Origin of the sequence: Flavobacterium sp. N1719, from assembly GCF_025947045.1 — a bacterium.
Classification (GTDB): Bacteria; Bacteroidota; Bacteroidia; order Flavobacteriales; family Flavobacteriaceae; genus Flavobacterium; species Flavobacterium stagni.
Map to the genome: position 1 here is coordinate 2,325,478 of NZ_CP109993.1, position 21,615 is coordinate 2,347,092.

A 21,615-nucleotide genomic window follows, 5' to 3' on the forward strand; every position below is an offset into this window, starting at 1 on the left:
ATTATTCGGCCATGTATCCAACACCACGAACGGTTTTGATGGATTCGTTATCTTTCGACAAATGTAGCTTTTTTCGAAGTGCATTCATAAAAACGTCAATGACTCCGGTATCGTATTCAAAATGAATATTCCAAACTTCTTCGATGATTTGGTTGCGCGAACACACTTTACCTTTATTTTTAACTAAAAAATGAAGTAATTCAAATTCACGTTGGGTTAATGCAATCTCTTCGCCTTCTTGAAAAACTTTATAGCGTTCGGGTTCAATACGAATGGAGCCTAATTCTAAAACCGTCTGTTGTTGAGAATTGCGAAAATGGACTTTGATACGTTCTAGTAATTCTTCAAAGCTGAATGGTTTTTTGATATAATCATTGGCACCCGCTTGGAATCCTTCTAAAGTTTCTTGCAGTGTATCTTTAGCTGTCAAAAATAAAATTGGGGTAAGACTTCCTTTTTCGCGAATAGCTTTACAGACTTCTATACCCGACAATTTGGGCAACATCCAATCCAAAAGAATCAAATCAAATTTTTCAGAAAGTGCTTTCTCCAATCCGAGTTGTCCGTTTTGTGCATGAACAACGGCAAACCCCTCTTCTTCTAAACCTTGTTGCAAAAAAGAAGCAATTCCGATTTCGTCTTCAACAATTAAAATGCGCATACCACACTTATTTTAAACAAAGGTACATATCCTTTTATATCCATGCGAAATTGTCCATATGAATTAAGTAAATATTAATCTTGAATGCTAATTGTACCCTATGGTTTTGTTAAATTTGCAGTAAACCATAACTGTATGAATTTTTTTAGCAAAAAAGCACCGTTCTATTCCTTACTTCGTTTGTTCTTAGTTGTTAGCATTGTATTGCGAATCGTGTTGCTTTTGCATCCTATAACCCAATCGCATTTTAGTTTTACCGATTATTTAAAGATTTTCTTCTTAGGATTTTGCTCGGATGCACTGGTTTTTGCAGTGGCTTCAGGATTTTTATGGCTGTATTTACTGACCCTATCCAATCAAAAATTTGACAAGCCGAAAGGGTATCTGATTTTAGGATTTTGGCTTGCTTTGCTTATTTATGTAGCTTCTGGAAAATCAATTTTATCCGAGTACGGCGGTTCTTTACCTGAAATCGGATTGGCTTTTGTAGGATTAAAAACCGTTCTTTTTGCGCTTTTATTATTTTTACCCCAATACCGAAAAAAAATCCGATTGGCACTGTATGCTTTCACCCTATTCCTATTTGTATTGTTGATCATTCAAAATGCCATCAGTGAATTCTTTTTCTGGAATGAATTTGGCGTACGGTACAACTTTATTGCTGTAGATTATTTGGTGTACACCAATGAAGTCATCGGTAATATTATGGAATCCTACCCCGTAATTCCATTGTTTTCAGGTGTCGGAATTCTTGCTTTTTTAGCGACTTATTATGTGGTAAAACAATCCAAAGGCTATTTGGAAAAATTACCCGATACCAAAACACAATTGGTTTCCGGCGGATTGTATTTGGCACTTTTTGGAGTGTCCTTATTTACGATTCCCCGTTTGGCCAAATTAGAGAACTCTGACAATGTGTTTACGAATGAATTGCAAGCCAACGGACTCTATAAGTTTTATGGTGCTTTTATGAATAGTGAATTGGATTTCAAAAAGTTCTACCAAACTTTACCCGATCAAGAAGCGTTAGCATTGATGCAACAACAAATCGAGAATTTGGAACCTGGCGTTTTCAGAAATGTGGCTTCAGACTCCACAGAATTGAAAAAAAATGTTGTTTTAATCACCATTGAAAGTTTTAGTGCTGACTTTATGCAACACTATGGCAATACACAAAACATTACTCCTTTTTTAGACGAATTGAGTGAGAAATCAATGTTTTTTACCAATTTGTATGCAGTGGGTAACCGAACCGTTCGCGGCTTGGAATCGGTAACTTTATGCCTACCACCTTCCCCTGGAGAAAGTGTGGTGAAACGAAAAGACAACAAAAACAAATTCAGCACGGGAAGTATTTTTAATTCTAAAGGCTATAACGTCAACTATTTATACGGCGGTGATGCGTATTTTGACAATATGCAGGATTTCTTTGGCGGAAATGGCTATGGTATCATTGATAAAAAGGCTTTTACCCCCGAAGAAATCACGTTTTCTAATATTTGGGGCGTATGCGATGAAGACATGGCCAAAAAAGCAATTGCTACGATGAACCAAGAAGCGAAATCGGGCAAACCGTTTTTCAACCATTGGATGACCGTAAGCAACCACCGACCGTTTACGTATCCCGAAGGAAAAATCGACATCGACAGTCATTCCAAATCCCGTGAAGGCGGCGTAAAATATACCGATTATGCGTTGCATCAATTTTTTAAAATGGCAGAAAAACAACCGTGGTTTAACAATACCGTTTTTGTGATTGTCGCTGACCATTGTGCATCAAGTTCGGGTAAGACAGAACTGCCTTTAAACAAATACCGTATTCCGGCTATGGTCTATGCGCCTGGGTTTATTCAGCCTCAAAAAGTTACCAAATTGATTTCTCAAATCGATTTAATGCCAACTGTTTTGGGACTTCTTCATTTCAAATATCCTAGCAAATTTATCGGACAAGACGTTTTTGCTCCCAATTATAAAGAGCGCGCTTTAATTGCAACTTATCAAGATTTGGGCTTAATAAAGAACAATCGTTTAACCATAATTTCACCCAAACAAAAGGTGAAACAATTTGATTTAAAATTACAACCTGTGGAAGGTGTTGCCCCTGAATTTCAATTGAATTACGAAGAAGTTCCCGTGCAAAAAGTGGATGAAAAATTGGTAAAAGAAACCATTGCTTACTATCAGCTTACTACCGATATCTTACACAAAAAACAATACCAAAAAAAATAGGATTACAACATGCCGTTGTATTTGCGAATAAACCATTCAGCAGCAAATAATCCGGTGATTACTAGCAATAAAAGTTTCCAATCGATTAATGCAGATTTTTTCACCACTTCTTTTTGAATGGTTTTGTAGGCTGGGTCTGCAACTAACTTTTTAATCAATTCGTCAACTTGATTGGGAACATAAGCTGTACCTTGCGTATGGTTGGCCAATTGTTTTAATTTCGTTACATCAGCATTGACAAATTGCTTTTCAATATCAAAATCCAATACTTCAAAACTACCCGAATACGTGGAATTGGAATTGAGTTCCTTCACATTAAAGGCATATTTCCCCGGAGTGAGTCCGTCTAAATTGACTTTAAAACTGTTCGAACTCCGCACCAAATCGTATTGTTTGTGTTGTTTCGTTTGGGTATTGGTTAAGGAAATCGTCAAACGTGCTTTTTCATCCAACTCGTAATTCTTGTTGAAATATTGCGCTGTAATTTCGATGTTGTCGCCTGAATTGTAAAACCGTTCGTGGTTGACAATAAGCGATTTTCTGCCATCATTAGACGCTAAAAATTGGATGGTTTTGTCTAAAAATTGGTCAAACTTTTCAAATGATTTTTGTTCGACATACGAATGCGCACGCCATTTCCAAATATTTTCTCCCAGCAAAAGTGCGCCACGTTTTCCTTTTTGATCTGAAAAGACCCAAAGTGGCTCACCTGTTTCTATGCCTTGAACTCGGGATTCTAACAAAACCGAAGTTCCATCTTTTAAAGTAACATTGCCAAAAGGATTTTCCAAAGGCGGGAAATTTTCAAACCCGATATTTTCTACGGCAAACACATTGAAATCGGAATTGAATTGTGCCAAATAATTTTCCTTTTGATTGGACATATTGCAATCAACCAGGGTTTGGTATTGATTTAACAAACCAAAATCGGTGGCATTTCCGGTGATGATAAAGGTATTTAATCCTAAATTTTTATTGGTTTCAAAAACCGACTTGAAACGAGCATTCGGTTGGTATAAAATCAACACATTGTATTTTCCTAAATCACTAATTTGATTTGGTTTAAGTACGGTTACTTTACGCTGTGCGTTCGATTCAATACTTCGTTTTATTGCCCCCAAATCCGGATGCGGCATATCGGAAATCAAAGCCACTTCCGTCTTTTGATCGATAATTTCTACAGCAAATTTTTTGGAATTATTGTAAGTATTCTTTTCCGAACTTTTGGAGGAAATTGTAGCGGTATAAATTTGCAAGCCCACTGCATTGGCAGGCAACAGCGCATTCACAATCTGTGCCCGTTTGTCAGCTGAAAACTGTACATTTTCTTTGACTAAAATGGAATTACCCGATTGAATGGAAAAAACAGCATTCATGGGTTGGGTTCCCGTATAATTTAGGAAAACTTCAACGGGAAATTGGTTTTTGTGAAACGCATATTTGTTGACATTCACTTGCGCAATACGCAAATCCATGTACTGCGTCGTATCGCCTACAATTAAAGGAAAAACTTTGTGATCCGCTTGAAAACCAAAAACAAAGTCGGAACCCGAAGTTTGGTTCCCATCGCTGAGCAAAACGGTAGCGTACGGCAAATTTTTATGAATCGCATTGACATTGGAACCCACTTTATCCAATTGCGAAGCTTTTCCTTTAAAATTCAAATCGTTACTACTTGAAATCGGACGAAAGTCGGCGTCAAAAACATAGGATTGTACATCAAATTTCTCTTGAAGTTGATCATTTTCAATTAACTTCTCATAAATTTCTTTTGCCGATTTATCCGCTTTCAAATCAGCTATGGAAGCTGAGTTATCAACGACTAGGGCCAGTGGCGGTTTGTTGGTTTCGTAGGTGCTCCGACTCACAATTGGATTGATGAGTAGTACCAATATCCCAAAAATCGAAAGTAAGCGCAAAAAAGCCAGAACATGCGTAATTTTACCCGTTGTTCTGGCTTTGTAATAATAGTGAAAAAACGATAAACCACTTGCAACTGTTAAGGCAAGAATAAGGAGTAAAACCGTGTTTATCGTCATAAATTATAAAGTATTAGGTTAACATTCCACCGTCAACATTCATTACTTGACCGGTAACATAAGCACTCATGTCTGAAGCCAAAAACAAACAGGCATTCGCCACATCTTCTGGAGTTCCACCGCGTTTCAACGGAATAGAATCTCTCCACCCTTGCACCACGTCTTCGTTTAATTTGGCAGTCATTTCTGTTTCAATAAAACCAGGAGCAATCGCATTACAACGGATGTTTCGCGAACCCAATTCTAATGCAACTGATTTAGTAAAACCAATCATACCCGCTTTTGAAGCCGCATAGTTGGCTTGACCAGCATTTCCTTTCACACCAACCACACTACTCATGTTTACAATCGAACCTTTACGGTTTTTCAACATGATTTTTTGAACGGCTTTGGTCATGTTAAACACCGACTTCAAGTTGATTTCGATTACTTTATCAAAATCTTCTTCGCTCATGCGCATTAACAAATTATCTTTCGTAATTCCGGCATTATTAATTAAAATATCCACGGTGCCAAACTCAGCAATTACATCATCCACCAATTTTTGAGCTTCGTCAAAATTCCCCGCATTGGATTGGTATCCTTTGGCTTTTACGCCTAATGCTGTCAATTCATTTTCTAAAACCAAAGCAGATTCAGCGGAAGAACTGTATGTAAATGCTACTTGAGCCCCGTGTTGGGCAAAAACTTTTGCAATCCCACTTCCAATCCCACGACTGGCACCGGTGATGATTGCAACTTTACCTTCTAATAATTTCATATTTGGTGAATTTAGTTGTACTTTTTACGAAGTCCCAAATATAGGGAAATATTTAGCGCTGGAAAAAATCTTTAACGACGTCTAAACCTTTTTGAGTTAAATTAGTCGAACCAAAAAAGTGAACTGCATGAAATCGAATTCAATGCTTCTTGAAGAATTATATGGCCACTATGGAACTATGGTCTATAATTTAGCATTGAATTATGTGCAAAATGTAGAAGATGCGGAAGAAATCACCCAAGATGTTTTTCTAGCGGTCTTCGATAATCTGAAAAATTTTCAGGAACAATCTTCCCATAAAACTTGGATATATCGTATTGCAATCAATAAATCGTTGGATTTTATTAAATATAAAAACAGTAAAAAACGCGGGTTTATTTTTGGGGCAAAATCGAATAATGAAGCGGTGTTTGCAAAGGTGTCCGACTTCAATCATCCGGGAGTTTTATTGGAACAAGAAGAAGCTGTAAAACAAATTTTTGAAGTGATCAATTCCCTTCCCGAAAATCAAAAAACCGCTTTTTTATTGGCTAAGTTAGACGGACTATCCAATCCCGAAATTGCGTCGGTAATGGAGACTTCAATTAGTGCCGTTGAATCTTTAGTGTTTCGAGCAAAAGCTACTTTAAAACAAAAATTAAATAAAAATAATTGATTCGTGCAAGAATTTAAATTGACTTTCGTCTAAACGAGTATGGAAACAAATTTTACATCAGAACCTTGGGAACAATCCTTAGCGCAGGTGCGTAAAGTGAGTCCGAACCCCGAACTATTTAAACGAATTCAAAATGCCATTCCTTCGCATGAAAAAGTATCACATCTTACTGTATGGTTGGTTGCTGCTTCTCTTATTGCTCTTGTTGCAGTTAACTTTTTAATGCTACAACACAAAACAGCAACAGCTTCAGAAACGAAGTTGACGCTTGTAGAAACCAATTTAAATCAATCGAATCAATTGTATTACTAATGGAAAAATCAAAATTATTAACCCTTGCGGTGGTTGCATTGTTACTCTTAAATGTTGGAACACTTGTCTTTTTGTTTTTGGGGAAACCGCACCCCGGACCTGGAATGGGCCCTGAAGGAATGGGTCGACCAAAACCCAATGAAATTATAATCGAACAATTGGGTTTGGATGCATCGCAAATCAAAGTTTATGAAGGATTGATTAAGGAACACCGCCAAAGTGTGGATAGTTTAGACCGCATCATTCGTGAATCCAAAGATGCTTTGTATCAAAATTTAGCCAATGACTCAGGCGATGCTGTTGATACGGCCTTGATTGCTAAGATTAATGCAGCTCAAAAACAAATTGAATTGACGCACTACCAGCATTTTTTAGGCATAAAAAAACTATGCAAACCCGAACAAAAGGAAAAATTTGAAGTGTTAACCGAGGAATTACACCACCTTTTTGGAAGACCTCCCCACCCTCGTCATGAACCGTAGAGGGCTAATTATTCTTTTCTTTTTTTCACAACTAATTTGGGGGCAATCTTCAAATAACGGATTGTCTATTCAAATTTTATTTCAAAACAACACTTTAGAAAAAGAAAGATTATACTTTACACAAAGTGGTGACACACTCACTTTTGACAAAGTAAAATTTTACATTTCAAATGTAGAATTTATTGACACGAAAGGCAATTCAACTACAATTCACGACTACCCCCAACTGATCGATTGGGACAAACCCGAATCGTTAAAACTAGATTTTAATTCGGTTGCTGTTGAAGAGGGTTGGCTCCAATTCACTTTGGGTGTGCCTTTAGAATACAATACGAATGGCGCATTTGACGGTGATCTCGACCCCGTTTTGGGCATGTATTGGGCGTGGCAAAGTGGTTATATTTTTATTAAAATGGAAGGTCATTCACCGAGTGCTCCCACTTTAAAAAATAAATTTCAATTTCATTTGGGTGGATATGCTGGAGCAATGAATGCCTTAACCCAAGTAAAACTCCCGATTCATGTGCAATCCAAATCTCTTAAAGTCGATTTAGCGCCATTTTTTAATGCACTACAATTACAGACAACACCTACGGTAATGGTTCCAGGAAGTCAAGCGGTAACATTATCGCAAACCTTCAATTCTTGTTTTCGTATACCATGAAAAGTTTACTGCTCCTTTTTTTTAGCTTCTTACTTATTGGTTTAAGTGCTTTTCGGTATTCTGAAGAAAACGAGTATTTTACTATTCCTAAAGGATGGCCAAAACCGCATTATAATTTTAAAGGAAATCCGCTGACACAAGAAGGTATTCAATTAGGGAGACAATTGTTTTATGATCCCATTTTATCGCGTGATTCCACTATATCCTGCGCCAGTTGTCATTTACAAGCTACTGGTTTTGCACATGTCGATCATGAACTCAGTCACGGAATTGATAACCGTATGGGAACACGAAATGCCATGGCATTAATCAATTTAGCGTGGAATGAATCGTTTATGTGGGACGGTGGTATTAATCATTTGGATGTTCAAAGTTTAGCTCCTATTACACATCCAGCAGAAATGGATGCCGATTTGGAAGTAATTGTAAAAAGACTACAACAAAGTGAAAAGTATTCTAATTTGTTTCAAAAAGCTTTTCCCGAAAAGCCCATAACGAGTCCGCTCCTATTCAAAGCCTTAAGTCAGTTCATGGTGACTTTGGTCAGTGCCAATTCCAAATACGACCAACAAAAAAGAGGTGAATACCAATTCACGGCTAGTGAATCTAAGGGCTATCAATTATTTCAACAACATTGCGGAAGTTGCCATCGCGAACCGTTATTTAGTAGCACAACCTATGAAAATAATGGCTTACCTGCAGACCCTGATTTAAAGGATATAGGTCGCATGAAAATCACACAGGATCCCAAAGACTCTTTGCAATTTAGAGTTCCCACTTTGCGCAATATTCAATTTACATTTCCCTATATGCATGATGGACGATTTCAAAATTTAAACCAAGTGATTCGTCATTATAATTCAGGAATTGTGCCTCATAAAACTCTGTCCAAACCCTTAGAAAAACCAATGCATCTCTCAGATAATGACCGTGTGGATTTGGAATCTTTTTTACGAACATTGTCAGATCCTTCATTTTTATACAATACAAACTATAGCTATCCAAAATAAATTCCATTTCCTGCAAGAATCGAACAGGTAAGTTCGTCTAAGCAATTAACTAAACCTAACTTATGAAGAAACTACTCTTTATTTTATGCGGAGGATGCTTTTTACAAGCGCAAACCAATCCAGCTATTACAAAATGGTTGCAAAACACAACCAATATCATGGGAAGGCATTATGTTTCGGGTAATTCCACTCCGATAAACGACAATGTTTTGGCTAATGTGCAAACTGTACAATATTCGGCTAATTCGGTATATGTCACTACACATGGTATTCCAGCCTATATAACCGGTCCGTTTTTGGACGGCAATCCATCCTTGGCAACTGATCAAAATGCCATATACAAATTACCTTTGAATCCGGTACAAAATACAGGAACTCCAACTGCAACAACAGGTGGCAACATCGGAATATTTATCAATGGTATTTCGTTGTTTGATTATCGCGATGGTGTGGCTTGGAACAATTCGACACAAGCCTTGTGTGGAGGACCCGGAAATCCGCCTTGTCCGGGTGGACCCAATGCAACGCAAGCTTGGAACCGTGACGCGATTCCAGCAGAAAAAGGAGGTTTTGATTGCAACAAAGCACATCCTGCCATGGGCAACTACCACCATCACCAAAACCCGAGTGCGTTCAACTTGGACTTGCAAGTGATTTCAACCATTTGTGCTACCTATCCCGCAGATGGTTTATATGTCATCAATCCAAATGTACATTCACCGCTTATTGGTTTTGCTTACGACGGCTTCCCTATTTATGGTGCTTATGCGTATACCAATACGGATGGAACGGGTGGCATTTCTCGCATGAAATCGAGCTATCAGTTAAAAAATCAAACCACACGCACCAATGGACCTGCGGTTAATGCAACGTATTTTAATGGATATTTTAGAGAAGATTACGAATACATTGCCCATCCCAATGACCCTTCGTATTTGGATGAACACAATGGTCGTTTTTGCATTACACCAGAATATCCCAACGGAATTTACTGCTATTTTGCTACGGTCGATGCCAATCACAATTCGGCTTATCCGTATGTTGTGGGTCCGACCTTCTATGGTGTGAAGTCAGGTGTCAAAGTGACATCCATTACAGAAACCACTACAACGTATACAGCACCATTAGCTACAGGTGAATTTTCATTAGAAAAAATGCATCTTGTGGTTGCGCCCAATCCGGCTCAAGATTTTATTGCCATACAAACAACAATCACCGACCGTGATTTTGATGTAGTGCTTATCGATGTATTGGGGAAAACCGTAAAACGTACCCAATTAGTTCAAGGGAGTACGCTGGCAATTATGGAAACCGACGGACTTTACAACGGCGTTTATTTTGTGAAAGTGGGTTCGGGGACTTTGGCAAAAACATTTAAAATTATTATCGAGAAATAAAATTCTTGTAAAATTGAACGTATGAGAAAACTACTTTATATTGTTCTATCGAGTCTACTTTTGACTTCTTGTCACAAGAACGAAGACTATGTTGCGGTAGATCCTTTTGCTGCAGTGAAAGCAACTTTTGGTTCCAATCTCGACATGAACAACTTGGCCAATTATGCCAATCAACCCGTTCCGGCTTATATTACTAAATTCAATGGAGCCAACAACCCCATCACGGATAAAGGTGCTACACTAGGCCGAGTTTTATTTTATGATAAAAAACTATCTTCCAACAATGCCATTTCATGTGCCAGTTGTCATATTCAAGCCCATGCTTTTAGTGACACCAATGTAGCGAGTTTAGGCGTTAACGGTTCGACAGAACGCCATGCGATGCGATTGGTTAACTCGCGCTTTTCTATAGAATCTAAATTTTTCTGGGATGAACGTGCGGCCTCTTTAGAAGCACAAACTACCATGCCAATTCGCAATCATGGGGAAATGGGCTATAGTGGCACCAATGGGGATGAAGATTTTTCAGCTTTACTCACCAAATTGAATGCAGTTGATTATTACAAAGAATTGTTTCAGTATGTCTATGGTTCATCAGAAGTAACGGAAGCCAAAATTCAGAATGCCTTAGCGCAATTTATTCGAAGTATTCAATCGTTTGATTCTAAATACGACACCGGAAGAGCTCTTGCGGGTAGTGACAACGGACCTTTTTCTAATTTTTCTGTACAAGAAAATCAAGGTAAAAATTTATTCTTGACTCCGCCTGTTTTTGATGCAACTGGAAACCGTACAGGTGGCGGATTGGGTTGTGTGGGTTGTCATGGTGCTCCTGAATTTGACATCAATCCCATTAGTGGCAACAATGGAATCATTGGTAAAATTTCAGGAACCGGAATTGATGTGACGGTTACCCGCGCTCCCACCCTTCGCGATTTGGTAAAACCCGACGGAACGACCAACGGTCCGATGATGCATACCGGAGTGATTACTTCATTGCAAGCTGCGATTGGTCATTACGGCACAATTAATATTGCGCCGGGCAACACCAATTTAGATCCAAAACTAACGCCCAACGGCTTTGGACAACAATTGCATTTGAATGCCCAAGAAGTCAATGCAATGATTGCCTTTTTGAAAACACTCAGCGGCAACAATGTATATACCGATGTAAAATGGTCCAATCCATTTCCCAATTAATTGGAACATCAAAATAAGTTATAACAAAAAAGTCCCAAGTAATCTTGGGACTTTTTTTATTAATGAATTAAGGATTAACCTAATACTTCTTTTACTTTTTTACCGATTTCAGCAGGAGAATCAACAACGTGGATACCACATTCTCTCATGATTGCTTTTTTGGCTGCAGCTGTATCATCAGAACCACCAACGATAGCACCTGCGTGACCCATAGTACGGCCTTTTGGAGCTGTTTCACCAGCGATGAAACCAACAACTGGTTTACGATTTCCGTCTGCTTTGATCCAACGAGCTGCGTCACCTTCTAATTGACCACCGATTTCACCAATCATGATAATACATTCAGTTTCAGGGTCGTTCATCAACAATTCAACAGCTTCTTTAGTTGTTGTTCCAATGATTGGATCACCACCAATTCCGATAGCTGTTGTAATACCGAAACCTTGACGCACAACTTGGTCAGCGGCTTCATAGGTTAATGTACCCGATTTTGAAACGATACCTACTTTTCCTTTTTTGAAAACGAAACCAGGCATGATACCTACTTTGGCTTCTTCTGGTGTAATTACACCGGGACAGTTAGGTCCGATTAAACGACAATCTCTATTTTTGATATAATCGTAGGCTTTCATCATATCGGCTACAGGAATACCTTCAGTAATGGCAATGATTACTTTGATGCCTGCATCAGCCGCTTCCATAATTGCATCCGCAGCAAAAGCGGGTGGAACAAAAATGATAGAAGTATCAGCACCGGCTTGGTCTACAGCATCTTTTACTGTATTGAAAACAGGACGGTCTAAGTGGGAGGTTCCTCCTTTTCCTGGAGTTACACCACCAACAACATTCGTTCCGTACTCAATCATTTGAGAAGCGTGGAAAGTTCCTTCGCTTCCTGTAAAACCTTGTATAATTATTTTTGAATTTTTATTTACTAAAACACTCATGACAGCTATTTATAAGTTTGTTAAAAGGTGTGACAAAAATAGGAAATTGAAATTAGTAAATCCATTTCATTTCGAACTATTTTTTACCAATTTGCTAAGTTTCTATACATTTTAAAATTGACTCATCTGATACCCGCGGTACAGTTTATTGTCTTTGACTTCCCAAATCACAAAAAAGTTGGCCAACAACATTTCCTCTCTAGGATTTTCAATGGTTTTTACAAAATGGGAATACCGAACAGATACCATATTTCCATCTTGTAATAGATGACTAATTCGAATTTTAGAACGTACATACGCCCGACTCAATTCATCGGTCAAATTTAAGACATCTTCAAAATCCAATTCGACAAATCCTTTGGTGCTGTTCCATTCGATTTTTAATTCGGGATGCAAAAACTCTTTTACTTCGTCACGGCGTAGCAATACATCCGATTTATAAAAGTCCAAGACTAATTCTTTCGCCTGCATTATTCTTTATTTTTGTTTAGCAATTCGGGAATGCGTTTGACATTCGCCAGTTGTTTTAATTTTTCTCGGGATTCTTCGACTGGTGTGCCAAAATAACTTTTTCCACCTTCAATTGATTTGGTCACACCGGTTTGGCCAAGAACTACGGCTTTTGCTCCAATAGTTATCCCGCTTGTTGTCCCTACTTGACCCCATAAGGTAACTTCATCTTCAATGACTACACAACCGGCAATACCGGTTTGGGAGGCAATTAAACATTTTTTTCCTATAATCGTATCGTGACCAACATGGACTTGATTGTCAATTTTAGTCCCTGCGCCAATGGTTGTATCCCCAGTAACGCCGCGATCGATGGTACACAATGCTCCAATTCCGGCATTGTCTTCAATGATTACACGACCTCCTGACAAGAGTTGATCAAATCCTTCAGGTCGTTTTTTGTAATAAAAAGCATCGGCACCTAAGACCGTACCCGCGTGAATAATCACGTTATCACCAATGATAGTGTGATCATAAATGGCCACATTGGCGTGAATCTGGCAATTTTTACCAATTTTCACTTGATTTCCAATGAAGCAATTCGGTTGAATTACCGTACCTTCTCCTATTTCCGCTGAAAGTGAGACCGAAGCTTGTGCAGCAACAAAAGGGCGAAAATGACGTGTCAATTTATTGAAATCACGAAAAGGATCATCCGAAACTAACAATGCTTTTCCATCCGGACATGCTACTTCTTTATTGATAAGTACAATTGTCGCGGCAGATTGTAATGCTTTGTCGTAATATTTGGGATGGTCAACAAATACGATATCTCCAGGAGTAACCACATGGATTTCATTCATCCCTTCAACAGGAAAATCATCGGAACCTACATAAGAGGTACCGATGATTTCTGCAATTTCTTTCAGCGTATGGGTGTACGGAAACTTCATGAATTATTCTTTTACCCTTTCAATATAGGCTCCCGTAGCTGTATCAATTTTAATTTTGTCTCCTTCATTAATAAACAAAGGCACATTCACGTTAGCTCCAGTTTCCACAGTTGCAGGCTTGGTAGCATTCGTAGCCGTATTTCCTTTTACACCTGGCTCAGCATAGGTCACCTCTAAAATAATAGAAGCAGGCATATCCACTGACAAAGGCATATCGGTTTCTGTATTGATTTGTACCATTACATTCGTTCCTTCTTTCAACAATTGAGGAGCATCCAACACATCTTTGTTTAATGTAATTTGCTCATAGGTTTCTGTATTCATAAAATGAAAATCATTGCCTTCATTGTATAAATATTGAAAGGTGTGTGTTTCTACACGAACTACATCAATTTTATGTCCAGCAGAAAACGTATTATCCAATACTTTTCCATTGGTTAATGATTTTAATTTCGTACGAACAAATGCAGGTCCTTTTCCTGGTTTAACGTGTAAGAATTCTACGATTTTATAGATATCGTGATTAAATTTAATACAAAGTCCGTTTCTAATGTCTGCAGTAGATGCCATTGTTTTATTGATTTATTTTTTAATAAGTTCCTGTATATCCTTTCATAATACCTCGTGAAGAGTTTCGGATAAAATCCAAAATTTCATCGCGCTCTGGAGAAGCAGCCATTTCGGCTTCAATGATACCAACGGCTTGCGAAGTATTGTAATTTTTTTGGTATAAAATACGGTAGATGTCTTGAATCTCACGAATTTTCTCTGTTGAAAATCCGCGACGTCGCAATCCTACCGAGTTGATTCCCACATAAGAAAGCGGTTCTTTTGCGGCTTTGGTATAGGGCGGTACATCTTTACGCACTAAGGATCCTCCTGAAATCATCGCATGTTCGCCAATATGAATGAATTGGTGAATCGCCGCTAAACCTCCAATGATGGCAAAATTACCCACCACCACGTGACCCGCCAACGCAACACCATTCACAATAATCACATTATCACCAATATGGCAATCGTGTGCAACGTGGGCCGTAGCCATAATCAAACAGTTGCTTCCAATTTTCGTCTGACCCGAAGCGATGGTACCGCGATTGATGGTTACGAATTCGCGCACCGTAGTATTGTCGCCAATAATGGCCAAAGAATCTTCTCCACCAAACTTTAAATCTTGCGGAACGGCGGCGATAACAGCACCTGGAAAAATGTTACAATTTTTACCAATTCGTGCCCCTTCCATGATGGTCACATTGGATCCAATCCAAGTTCCCTCCCCGATTTCTACATTATTATGTATGGTTGTAAAGGGTTCGATTACCACATTTTTGGCAATCTTCGCACCCGGATGTACGTAAGCTAACGGTTGATTCATACTTATTGGTTTTTAGCGATTTGTGCCATTAATTCTGCTTCTGCTACTAATCGCCCGTTGGCATAGGCATTGGCTTGCATGTGGCAAATTCCGCGACGAATCGGAGAAATCAAATCACATTTAAAAATTAATGTATCTCCAGGCAACACTTTGTGCTTGAATTTTACATTGTCGATTTTCATAAAATAGGTCAGGTAATTTTCAGGATCGGGCACCGAACTCAAAATTAAAATTCCACCCGTTTGGGCCATGGCTTCCACGATTAAAACGCCTGGCATTACGGGAGCTCCAGGAAAGTGACCTACGAAAAAGTCTTCATTCATGGTCACATTTTTCAATCCAACCACATGGGAATCCGACATTTCAATAATGCGATCCACCAAAAGGAACGGCGGACGATGCGGCAGCATTTTCATGATTTTCGTTACATCCATCAACGGCTCTTTATTCAAGTCGTAGGTAGGCACATGATTGCGTTGCTCTATTTTGATAATCTTGGACATTTTTTTGGCAAACTGCGTGTTTACAAAATGTCCGGGTTTGTTGGCAATAACTTTTCCTTTAATACGGCAACCGATTAAAGCCAAATCACCAATCACGTCCAATAATTTATGGCGTGCTGCTTCATTGGGATAATGCAAGGTCAAATTATCCAAAATACCGTTGGGTTTCACAGAAATATTGTCTTTCCCAAACGCTTTCTTCAAGTTTTCCATGGTTTTTTCAGAAATCTCTTTGTCCACATACACAATGGCATTGTTGAGATCGCCTCCTTTAATTAAACCATGGTCCAAAAGGGTTTCTAATTCGTGCAAAAATGAAAAGGTACGGGCGTCTGCGATTTCTGTTTTGAATTCGCTCATATGTTTTAACGTGGCATTTTGTGTACCCAACACTTTAGTACCAAAATCCACCATAGTTGTCACCTGATACTCATCTGATGGCATCACAATAATTTCACTTCCCGTATTTTCATCTACATAAGAAATGACTTCTTTCACTACATAATAGTAGCGTTCCGCCTCTTGTTCAACAATTCCAGCCTTTTCAATGGCTTCTACAAAATATTTCGAAGAACCATCCATAATTGGGGGCTCCGACTCGTTCAATTCAATAATCACATTATCCAAATCACAACCAATACACGCCGCTAAAACATGTTCTGAGGTTTGGATTTTTACGCCTAACTTTTCCAAATTAGTACCGCGTTGCGTATTCACTACATAATTGGCATCGGCTTCAATAACTGGACAACCTTCTAAATCGACACGTACAAAGGTAAATCCATTGTTCACTGGTGCCGGTTTTAAAGTCATTGTCACTTCTTTTCCGGTATGTAAACCCACTCCGGTTAGGGTAATCTCTGATTGAATGGTTTTTTGTTTAACCATGGTTTGTTTATTTTCAGTTTAGCTTATTGTTTCTTTTTTAATTCGTTTAAGTCGGCTACAATTTTAGGTAAATTACGGAAATGAACATAGGATTTGTTCCAATCGCCGTAGTTGAAGGCCGGACTTCCTTGAATGGTCTCGCCATCAGCAATGCTTTTGCCAATACCGGATTGAGCTTGAATGCGTACGTTGTTACCAATGGTGATATGACCTACAATACCTACTTGCCCACCAATCATGCAGTTTTTACCGATTTTGGTCGAACCCGCAATTCCGGATTGAGAAGCGATGACTGTATTTTCACCAATTTCAACATTGTGTGCAATTTGGATTTGATTGTCCAGTTTTACGCCTTTGCGAATGATGGTCGAACCCAACGTAGCACGGTCAATAGTTGTACACGCGCCTACTTCAACATTATCCTCTAAAATAACATTGCCAATTTGTGGAATTTTACTGTAGGTTCCATCTTCAGAAGGTGCAAATCCGAAACCATCGGAACCGATAATTACACCTGAGTGTATGGTGCAATTGTTTCCAATTTCCGATTCGGAATAAATACGAACACCTGCGAATAAAACGCAATTGTCACCAATCGTTACATTGTCGCCAATGAACGAATTGGGGTATATTTTCACATTGTTTCCAATGGTTACGTTTTTACCGATATAAGAAAAACTGCCCAAATACAAATGCTCACCATACGTCACATTTTCAGAAATCACCGAGGGTTGCTCGATACCTGATTTCATCAATTTGACTTGATTGTAGTATTCTAAAAGTTTTGAAAAGGACTTGTACGCATCTTCCACTTTGATCAAAGTGGTTGTGATGGGTTGTTCCGGCTCAAACGTTTGATTGACAATGGTGATGGAGGCTTGAGTGGTGTAGATGTAGTTTTGGTATTTTGGATTGGCTAAAAACGAAAGCGAACCTTCCGTTCCTTCTTCGATTTTGGCTAATTTATAGACTTCAACCTGTGGATTTCCCACGACTTCTCCGCCTAAAATACCTGCTATTTGTTCCGCTGTAAATTTCATTCCGACAAAAATATAAAATTTAATAGAATAAGCCGTTACCCGAGTAATACTTTTGGATAACAGAGGAAATACTTGGTGACGGCTTTGGACATGGCTTTCACCTGCGATTGCTCCGAAGTTTCTTCCAAGACTTCCACCGTGCGGTCTTTTTTCAAAATACGAATGGGCACACTTTCTTTGTTATACGCTATATTTTTCAATTTCCCTTTAAACACAAAATAATCCGCTTCTTTATCAGTAATGGGATATTTTTGAAGTAACTGAGTTTTCAACTGTTGCAATTGCTCGGATTGGGGTTTTCCTTCCGTCATTTCAATTTTAAGCAAATCCCGATTGATAATCATTTTACACAAACTGGATAACACAAAATCTTCTGCAAACTGCCACGATTTAATAGCACCCATTACATCGTAATCGTCCAATAATGCAAACTTTTCCAAAGTAGCCGCTTCAAAGGAATCTTGAGTTATTTTATGTTGCAAAAAAAACTGCAAGGGTTCGCTACACGATAAAACAACTCCTTTTTGGGTTAATTCTTTGGCGCGTTTTAGTATTTTGGTTAAAATTAATTCGGCAACCACCGATGTTTTGTGCAAATACGCTTGCCAATACATGAGGCGGCGCGCCATTAAAAATTTCTCTACTGAATAAATCGCTTTGTCTTCTATCACCAAATTGTCGTCGGCCACATTCATCATTTGAATCAACCGATCGCTGTTGATGTTTCCTTCGGCTATGCCACTGTAAAAACTATCGCGTTTTAAATAATCCATGCGGTCCATATCCAATTGACTTGAAATCAATTGCAACATGAATTTACGGTGGTATTCGCCTTTGAAAATTTGAATCGCCAAACTTAATTTACCCTCAAATTGAAGGTTTAAGGCGTCCATAAATCGTAAGGAAATTTCTTCATGGTGAATGTCTTCCACAATGCTGTGTTCCATGGCATGTGAAAAGGGGCCGTGACCGATATCGTGAAGCAAAATGGCAATATACAAGGCAGTTTCTTCTTCGTCTGAAATTTCGACACCTTTGTATTTAAGCGTTTCCACGGCTTTTTGCATAATGTGCATACATCCCAACGCATGATGAAAACGGGTATGATGCGCACCGGGATAGACCAAATAGGATAAACCCATTTGCGAGATACGGCGTAAACGTTGAAAATAAGGGTGTTGGATAAGATCAAAAACCAGGGAATTAGGAATCGAAATGAAACCGTAAATCGGATCGTTGAATATTTTGAGTTTATTGGTCGAATTCACAAAAACAGAATTAGAGCACAAATATAGGTGAAAAGCGAAAAAGCACAATGTCAATTGGTTTTGTACTAAAAATTTGATTAATTTTAAAGAGTAAAATCGCAACGAAATGGCTTCCACAATTCGTGTTTCAGAAATCTACCCCGTCCCTCCTGCTGAAGTTTGGCAAGCACTTACGGATGTTCATTGCATGAAATTTTGGTATTTCAATCTAAAAGAATTTCGTGCTGAACCCGGATTTACTTTCGAATTTTACGGCGGGAAAGATGAAAATATGCAGTATTTACACCGTTGTACTGTACTTGAAGTAATTCCGAACAAACTACTTACTTACAGTTGGTTGTATGTGGGATTCAAAGGGATTTCTAAGGTCAGTTTTGAATTGACTGCAACAGCACAAGGTACGTTATTACAACTTACACACAGCGGCATTTCCTCGTTTGAACAAGAGAATAAAGATTTCGACTGCAGTGAATTTCAAGCAGGCTGGAATTATATTTTACGCATCAGTTTAAAACAATATTTGACTGCATAAAAAAAACCTAACTACTCGGGGCAGTTAGGTTCACTATTCTTGAATTTTTGCACGATTTAGCCCTGATGGAAGCGGCATCCTCACGGAGTTTACGGAGTGAGATACAGCGGACAGCAGGAAATAGCTCCAAAAAATTAATAGGCAATCAATTCCTTTAATGCCGTTTCGAAGCGGGCTTTAGGTAAGTATTGATCTTCCAAAGTTTTCATAAACGGAATGGCGGTTTCAAGACTTCCAACCCGTTGCACGGGCGCATCCAAATACTCGAAAGCTTGCTCCATAATCAAGGCCGAAATATCGCTAGCAATTCCGCCAAACAAGGTATCTTCTTGTAAAATTATCGCGCGATTGGTTTTCTTCACCGAGTTCAAAATAGCTTCGGTGTCGAGCGGCTGAAGCGAACGTAAATCGATCAAGTCAGCACTAATCTCAGGATGTTTATCCAACAACTCGATAGCCCAATGTACGCCGGCGCCAAAGGTAATGATGGTCACTTGCGAACCTTCGCGCAACAACGATGCTTTCCCAAAAGGTAAGGTAAAATAGTCTTTTGGCACATCTTGGTAAATACTGCGGTACAACAATTTATGTTCGAAATACAATACCGGATTTGGATCATTAATGGCCGTATTCAACAATCCTTTGGCATCATAGGGAAATGCGGGATAAACCACTTTTAAACCCGGTGTTTTGGTAAACCAGGCCTCATTGGTTTGTGAGTGAAAAGGTCCAGCCTGCGTTCCGCCGCCACAGGGCATACGCACCACAACATCCGATTTTTCACCCCAGCGGTAATGTTGTTTGGCCAAAAGATTCACAATAGGATTGAATCCCGTAGACACGAAATCGGCAAACTGCATTTCGACCACCGCTTTAAATCCGTTGATGGACAAACCGTTGGCGGCTGAAACGACAGCACTTTCACAGATGGGCGTGTTGCGAACGCGGTCTTTCCCAAACTGTGCGACAAATCCATCTGTGATTTTAAAAGCGCCACCGTATTCGGCGATATCTTGGCCCATGATGACCAAATTGGAGTGGCGTTCCATGGATTCACGCAAAGCGCCTGAAATGGCATCAATTACGCGTATATTTTCTATTTCAGTTGACGGACTTACTTCTTGATATTCAAAAGGTTCGTACATGTCACCTAACTCTTCTTCTAAATTGGCTACAAAGTCCGGTTCGGCCTGCGTAATGGCCCAATGACTATCGATCTCTTGTTTGATGGCCGCACGGAAAGCTTCGTCTTGTTCATCGGTGAGAACACCTTCTTGTTTTAAAAAGGATTGATAGTTGGCAATCGGATCTTTAATCGCCCACATGTCCATTAGTTCTTGGGGTACATATTTGGTACCACTCGCCTCTTCATGACCGCGCATGCGGAAGGTTTTGAATTCTAATAAAACGGGACGTGGATTTTCAGCTAATGATGCTTTCAATTCGGCAATCTTGGTGTACACCTCCAAGATATTATTCCCGTCGAGAATATGACTTTCCATGCCGTAACCGATGCCTTTGTCGGCTAGGTTTTCACAACGGTACTGTTCGTTAGTGGGTGTAGACAAACCGTAGCCGTTGTTTTCAATAACGAAAAGTACGGGTAAGTCCCAAACGGCTGCAATATTTAAGGCTTCGTGAAAATCGCCCTCAGAAGTGGCACCTTCTCCAGTAAATACTGCGGTTACTTTCCCGTTTTTCTTTAATTTATTGGCTAAAGCGATTCCGTCGGCTACGCCCATTTGCGGACCTAAATGCGAAATCATTCCGATGATTTTGTATTCTTGCGTTCCGAAATGGAAACTGCGATCACGGCCTTTGGTGAATCCAGATTTTTTTCCTTGCCATTGCGAGAACAACTTGTGCAACGGAATATCACGACCGGTGAAAACGCCCAAATTGCGGTGCATCGGAAGAATGTATTCGTCTTTGTCTAATGCTGCGGTGATTCCGACTGAGATCGCTTCTTGTCCGATACCAGAGAACCATTTAGATACTTTTCCTTGACGCAATAAAATGAGCATTTTCTCCTCAATCAAGCGGGGTTTAAGTAATCGTTTGTATAAATCCAACAATTGCTCATTGGTTAAATTTTGACGGTTAAAGTCCATTTGTTTCGTTTGTGGTTTGTGGTGCCAAAAGTAGTAAATTCTATCTACTTACACTTTTAAAAAAAGCAAAGATTAAAATTGGTTAATGTTGATAACTTTTAGCTTGAAATCCTTTAAATGTCTTACATTTGTAGTTGCG

General features: G+C 39.1%; 21 protein-coding genes. 9 read left to right on the forward strand and 12 right to left on the reverse strand.

Annotated elements, in window-relative coordinates; translation table 11 throughout:
- Nucleotide 1 precedes the first annotated feature (1 nt).
- The gene (locus tag OLM45_RS09885) at nt 2-661 is read right to left on the reverse strand and encodes a response regulator transcription factor (RefSeq protein ID WP_264509796.1); all 660 of its coding nucleotides are present in this window, start codon (nt 659-661) and stop codon (nt 2-4) included.
- A 135-nt stretch (nt 662-796) separates the two neighbouring features.
- On the opposite strand from OLM45_RS09885, the gene OLM45_RS09890 reads away from it, so the two are divergent.
- Nucleotides 797-2,890: an LTA synthase family protein gene (locus OLM45_RS09890; protein WP_264509797.1), complete on the forward strand. Its 2,094-nt coding sequence runs from the start codon at nt 797-799 to the stop codon at nt 2,888-2,890.
- A gap of 2 nt (nt 2,891-2,892) precedes the next feature.
- Here the strand turns inward: OLM45_RS09890 and OLM45_RS09895 are convergent, their stop codons facing one another.
- Both OLM45_RS09895 and fabG read right to left on the reverse strand, forming a co-directional pair.
- Nucleotides 2,893-4,929, reverse strand: a complete 2,037-nt coding sequence (locus tag OLM45_RS09895; RefSeq protein ID WP_264509798.1) for a hypothetical protein — start codon at nt 4,927-4,929, stop codon at nt 2,893-2,895.
- 13 nt (nt 4,930-4,942) lie between these two features.
- The gene (fabG, locus tag OLM45_RS09900) at nt 4,943-5,689 is read right to left on the reverse strand and encodes a 3-oxoacyl-[acyl-carrier-protein] reductase (protein ID WP_129461177.1); all 747 of its coding nucleotides are present in this window, start codon (nt 5,687-5,689) and stop codon (nt 4,943-4,945) included.
- Nucleotides 5,690-5,816: 127 nt separating this feature from the next.
- On the opposite strand from fabG, the gene OLM45_RS09905 reads away from it, so the two are divergent.
- The 7 genes from OLM45_RS09905 (at nt 5,817) to OLM45_RS09935 (ending at nt 11,409) form a co-directional block, all read left to right on the forward strand.
- A complete protein-coding gene (locus OLM45_RS09905; protein WP_264509799.1) occupies nt 5,817-6,344 on the forward strand; it encodes an RNA polymerase sigma factor in 528 nt (175 codons plus the stop codon).
- Nucleotides 6,345-6,383: 39 nt separating this feature from the next.
- On the forward strand, nt 6,384-6,656 hold the full coding sequence (locus OLM45_RS09910) for a hypothetical protein (RefSeq protein WP_264509800.1): 273 nt from the start codon (nt 6,384-6,386) through the stop codon (nt 6,654-6,656).
- On the forward strand, nt 6,656-7,138 hold the full coding sequence (locus tag OLM45_RS09915) for a Spy/CpxP family protein refolding chaperone (RefSeq protein WP_264509801.1): 483 nt from the start codon (nt 6,656-6,658) through the stop codon (nt 7,136-7,138). The genes OLM45_RS09910 and OLM45_RS09915 overlap by 1 nt, the downstream gene beginning before the upstream one ends.
- 61 nt (nt 7,139-7,199) lie before the next feature.
- Complete coding sequence (locus OLM45_RS09920) at nt 7,200-7,802, forward strand: MbnP family protein (protein WP_264509802.1); 603 nt, start codon at nt 7,200-7,202, stop codon at nt 7,800-7,802.
- Complete coding sequence (locus tag OLM45_RS09925; RefSeq protein ID WP_264509803.1) at nt 7,799-8,812, forward strand: cytochrome-c peroxidase; 1,014 nt, start codon at nt 7,799-7,801, stop codon at nt 8,810-8,812. Before OLM45_RS09920 ends, OLM45_RS09925 begins: the two co-directional genes overlap by 4 nt.
- Nucleotides 8,813-8,874: 62 nt before the next feature.
- Nucleotides 8,875-10,209 carry a YHYH protein gene (locus OLM45_RS09930; protein ID WP_264509804.1) on the forward strand — a complete coding sequence of 445 codons (1,335 nt, stop codon included), beginning with the start codon at nt 8,875-8,877 and terminating at the stop codon, nt 10,207-10,209.
- A gap of 21 nt (nt 10,210-10,230) precedes the next feature.
- Entirely contained in the window at nt 10,231-11,409 is a 1,179-nt protein-coding gene (locus OLM45_RS09935; RefSeq protein WP_264509805.1) for a cytochrome-c peroxidase, read from the forward strand.
- A 74-nt stretch (nt 11,410-11,483) separates the two neighbouring features.
- Here the strand turns inward: OLM45_RS09935 and sucD are convergent, their stop codons facing one another.
- From sucD to OLM45_RS09975, 8 genes are all read right to left on the reverse strand, one after another.
- Entirely contained in the window at nt 11,484-12,356 is an 873-nt protein-coding gene (gene sucD / locus OLM45_RS09940) for a succinate--CoA ligase subunit alpha (protein WP_264509806.1), read from the reverse strand.
- 111 nt (nt 12,357-12,467) lie between these two features.
- On the reverse strand, nt 12,468-12,827 hold the full coding sequence (locus OLM45_RS09945; protein ID WP_264509807.1) for a nuclear transport factor 2 family protein: 360 nt from the start codon (nt 12,825-12,827) through the stop codon (nt 12,468-12,470).
- Entirely contained in the window at nt 12,827-13,759 is a 933-nt protein-coding gene (locus tag OLM45_RS09950) for a UDP-3-O-(3-hydroxymyristoyl)glucosamine N-acyltransferase (RefSeq protein ID WP_264509808.1), read from the reverse strand. The genes OLM45_RS09945 and OLM45_RS09950 overlap by 1 nt, the downstream gene beginning before the upstream one ends.
- Before the next feature lie 3 nt (nt 13,760-13,762).
- On the reverse strand, nt 13,763-14,329 hold the full coding sequence (gene efp, locus OLM45_RS09955) for an elongation factor P (protein WP_129461166.1): 567 nt from the start codon (nt 14,327-14,329) through the stop codon (nt 13,763-13,765).
- 19 nt (nt 14,330-14,348) lie between these two features.
- Nucleotides 14,349-15,134 (reverse strand): acyl-ACP--UDP-N-acetylglucosamine O-acyltransferase, encoded by a 786-nt coding sequence (lpxA, locus tag OLM45_RS09960; RefSeq protein ID WP_129461165.1) that lies wholly within the window; start codon nt 15,132-15,134, stop codon nt 14,349-14,351.
- 2 nt (nt 15,135-15,136) lie between these two features.
- The gene (locus OLM45_RS09965) at nt 15,137-16,525 is read right to left on the reverse strand and encodes a bifunctional UDP-3-O-[3-hydroxymyristoyl] N-acetylglucosamine deacetylase/3-hydroxyacyl-ACP dehydratase (RefSeq protein ID WP_264509809.1); all 1,389 of its coding nucleotides are present in this window, start codon (nt 16,523-16,525) and stop codon (nt 15,137-15,139) included.
- 23 nt (nt 16,526-16,548) lie between these two features.
- Nucleotides 16,549-17,565, reverse strand: a complete 1,017-nt coding sequence (gene lpxD, locus OLM45_RS09970) for a UDP-3-O-(3-hydroxymyristoyl)glucosamine N-acyltransferase (RefSeq protein WP_129461163.1) — start codon at nt 17,563-17,565, stop codon at nt 16,549-16,551.
- 35 nt (nt 17,566-17,600) lie between these two features.
- A complete protein-coding gene (locus OLM45_RS09975) occupies nt 17,601-18,833 on the reverse strand; it encodes an HD domain-containing protein (RefSeq protein WP_264509810.1) in 1,233 nt (410 codons plus the stop codon).
- 106 nt (nt 18,834-18,939) lie between these two features.
- On the opposite strand from OLM45_RS09975, the gene OLM45_RS09980 reads away from it, so the two are divergent.
- Nucleotides 18,940-19,365, forward strand: coding sequence for an SRPBCC family protein (locus tag OLM45_RS09980; protein WP_264509811.1), 426 nt, complete (start codon nt 18,940-18,942; stop codon nt 19,363-19,365).
- 134 nt (nt 19,366-19,499) lie between these two features.
- On the opposite strand, the gene OLM45_RS09985 is transcribed toward OLM45_RS09980, so the two are convergent.
- Entirely contained in the window at nt 19,500-21,476 is a 1,977-nt protein-coding gene (locus OLM45_RS09985) for a dehydrogenase E1 component subunit alpha/beta (protein ID WP_264509812.1), read from the reverse strand.
- Nucleotides 21,477-21,615 lie beyond the last annotated feature (139 nt).

What these genes read in the sequence shown, in the direction of transcription:
- OLM45_RS09885 (WP_264509796.1), bottom strand. Translation starts at nt 661, where the DNA reads ATGCGCATTTTAATTGTTGAAGACGAAATCGGAATTGCTTCTTTTTTG.
- OLM45_RS09890 (WP_264509797.1), top strand. Translation starts at nt 797, where the DNA reads ATGAATTTTTTTAGCAAAAAAGCACCGTTCTATTCCTTACTTCGTTTG.
- OLM45_RS09895 (WP_264509798.1), bottom strand. Translation starts at nt 4,929, where the DNA reads ATGACGATAAACACGGTTTTACTCCTTATTCTTGCCTTAACAGTTGCA.
- fabG (WP_129461177.1), bottom strand. Translation starts at nt 5,689, where the DNA reads ATGAAATTATTAGAAGGTAAAGTTGCAATCATCACCGGTGCCAGTCGT.
- OLM45_RS09905 (WP_264509799.1), top strand. Translation starts at nt 5,817, where the DNA reads ATGAAATCGAATTCAATGCTTCTTGAAGAATTATATGGCCACTATGGA.
- OLM45_RS09910 (WP_264509800.1), top strand. Translation starts at nt 6,384, where the DNA reads ATGGAAACAAATTTTACATCAGAACCTTGGGAACAATCCTTAGCGCAG.
- OLM45_RS09915 (WP_264509801.1), top strand. Translation starts at nt 6,656, where the DNA reads ATGGAAAAATCAAAATTATTAACCCTTGCGGTGGTTGCATTGTTACTC.
- OLM45_RS09925 (WP_264509803.1), top strand. Translation starts at nt 7,799, where the DNA reads ATGAAAAGTTTACTGCTCCTTTTTTTTAGCTTCTTACTTATTGGTTTA.
- OLM45_RS09930 (WP_264509804.1), top strand. Translation starts at nt 8,875, where the DNA reads ATGAAGAAACTACTCTTTATTTTATGCGGAGGATGCTTTTTACAAGCG.
- OLM45_RS09935 (WP_264509805.1), top strand. Translation starts at nt 10,231, where the DNA reads ATGAGAAAACTACTTTATATTGTTCTATCGAGTCTACTTTTGACTTCT.
- sucD (WP_264509806.1), bottom strand. Translation starts at nt 12,356, where the DNA reads ATGAGTGTTTTAGTAAATAAAAATTCAAAAATAATTATACAAGGTTTT.
- OLM45_RS09945 (WP_264509807.1), bottom strand. Translation starts at nt 12,827, where the DNA reads ATGCAGGCGAAAGAATTAGTCTTGGACTTTTATAAATCGGATGTATTG.
- OLM45_RS09950 (WP_264509808.1), bottom strand. Translation starts at nt 13,759, where the DNA reads ATGAAGTTTCCGTACACCCATACGCTGAAAGAAATTGCAGAAATCATC.
- efp (WP_129461166.1), bottom strand. Translation starts at nt 14,329, where the DNA reads ATGGCATCTACTGCAGACATTAGAAACGGACTTTGTATTAAATTTAAT.
- lpxA (WP_129461165.1), bottom strand. Translation starts at nt 15,134, where the DNA reads ATGAATCAACCGTTAGCTTACGTACATCCGGGTGCGAAGATTGCCAAA.
- OLM45_RS09965 (WP_264509809.1), bottom strand. Translation starts at nt 16,525, where the DNA reads ATGGTTAAACAAAAAACCATTCAATCAGAGATTACCCTAACCGGAGTG.
- lpxD (WP_129461163.1), bottom strand. Translation starts at nt 17,565, where the DNA reads ATGAAATTTACAGCGGAACAAATAGCAGGTATTTTAGGCGGAGAAGTC.
- OLM45_RS09980 (WP_264509811.1), top strand. Translation starts at nt 18,940, where the DNA reads ATGGCTTCCACAATTCGTGTTTCAGAAATCTACCCCGTCCCTCCTGCT.
- OLM45_RS09985 (WP_264509812.1), bottom strand. Translation starts at nt 21,476, where the DNA reads ATGGACTTTAACCGTCAAAATTTAACCAATGAGCAATTGTTGGATTTA.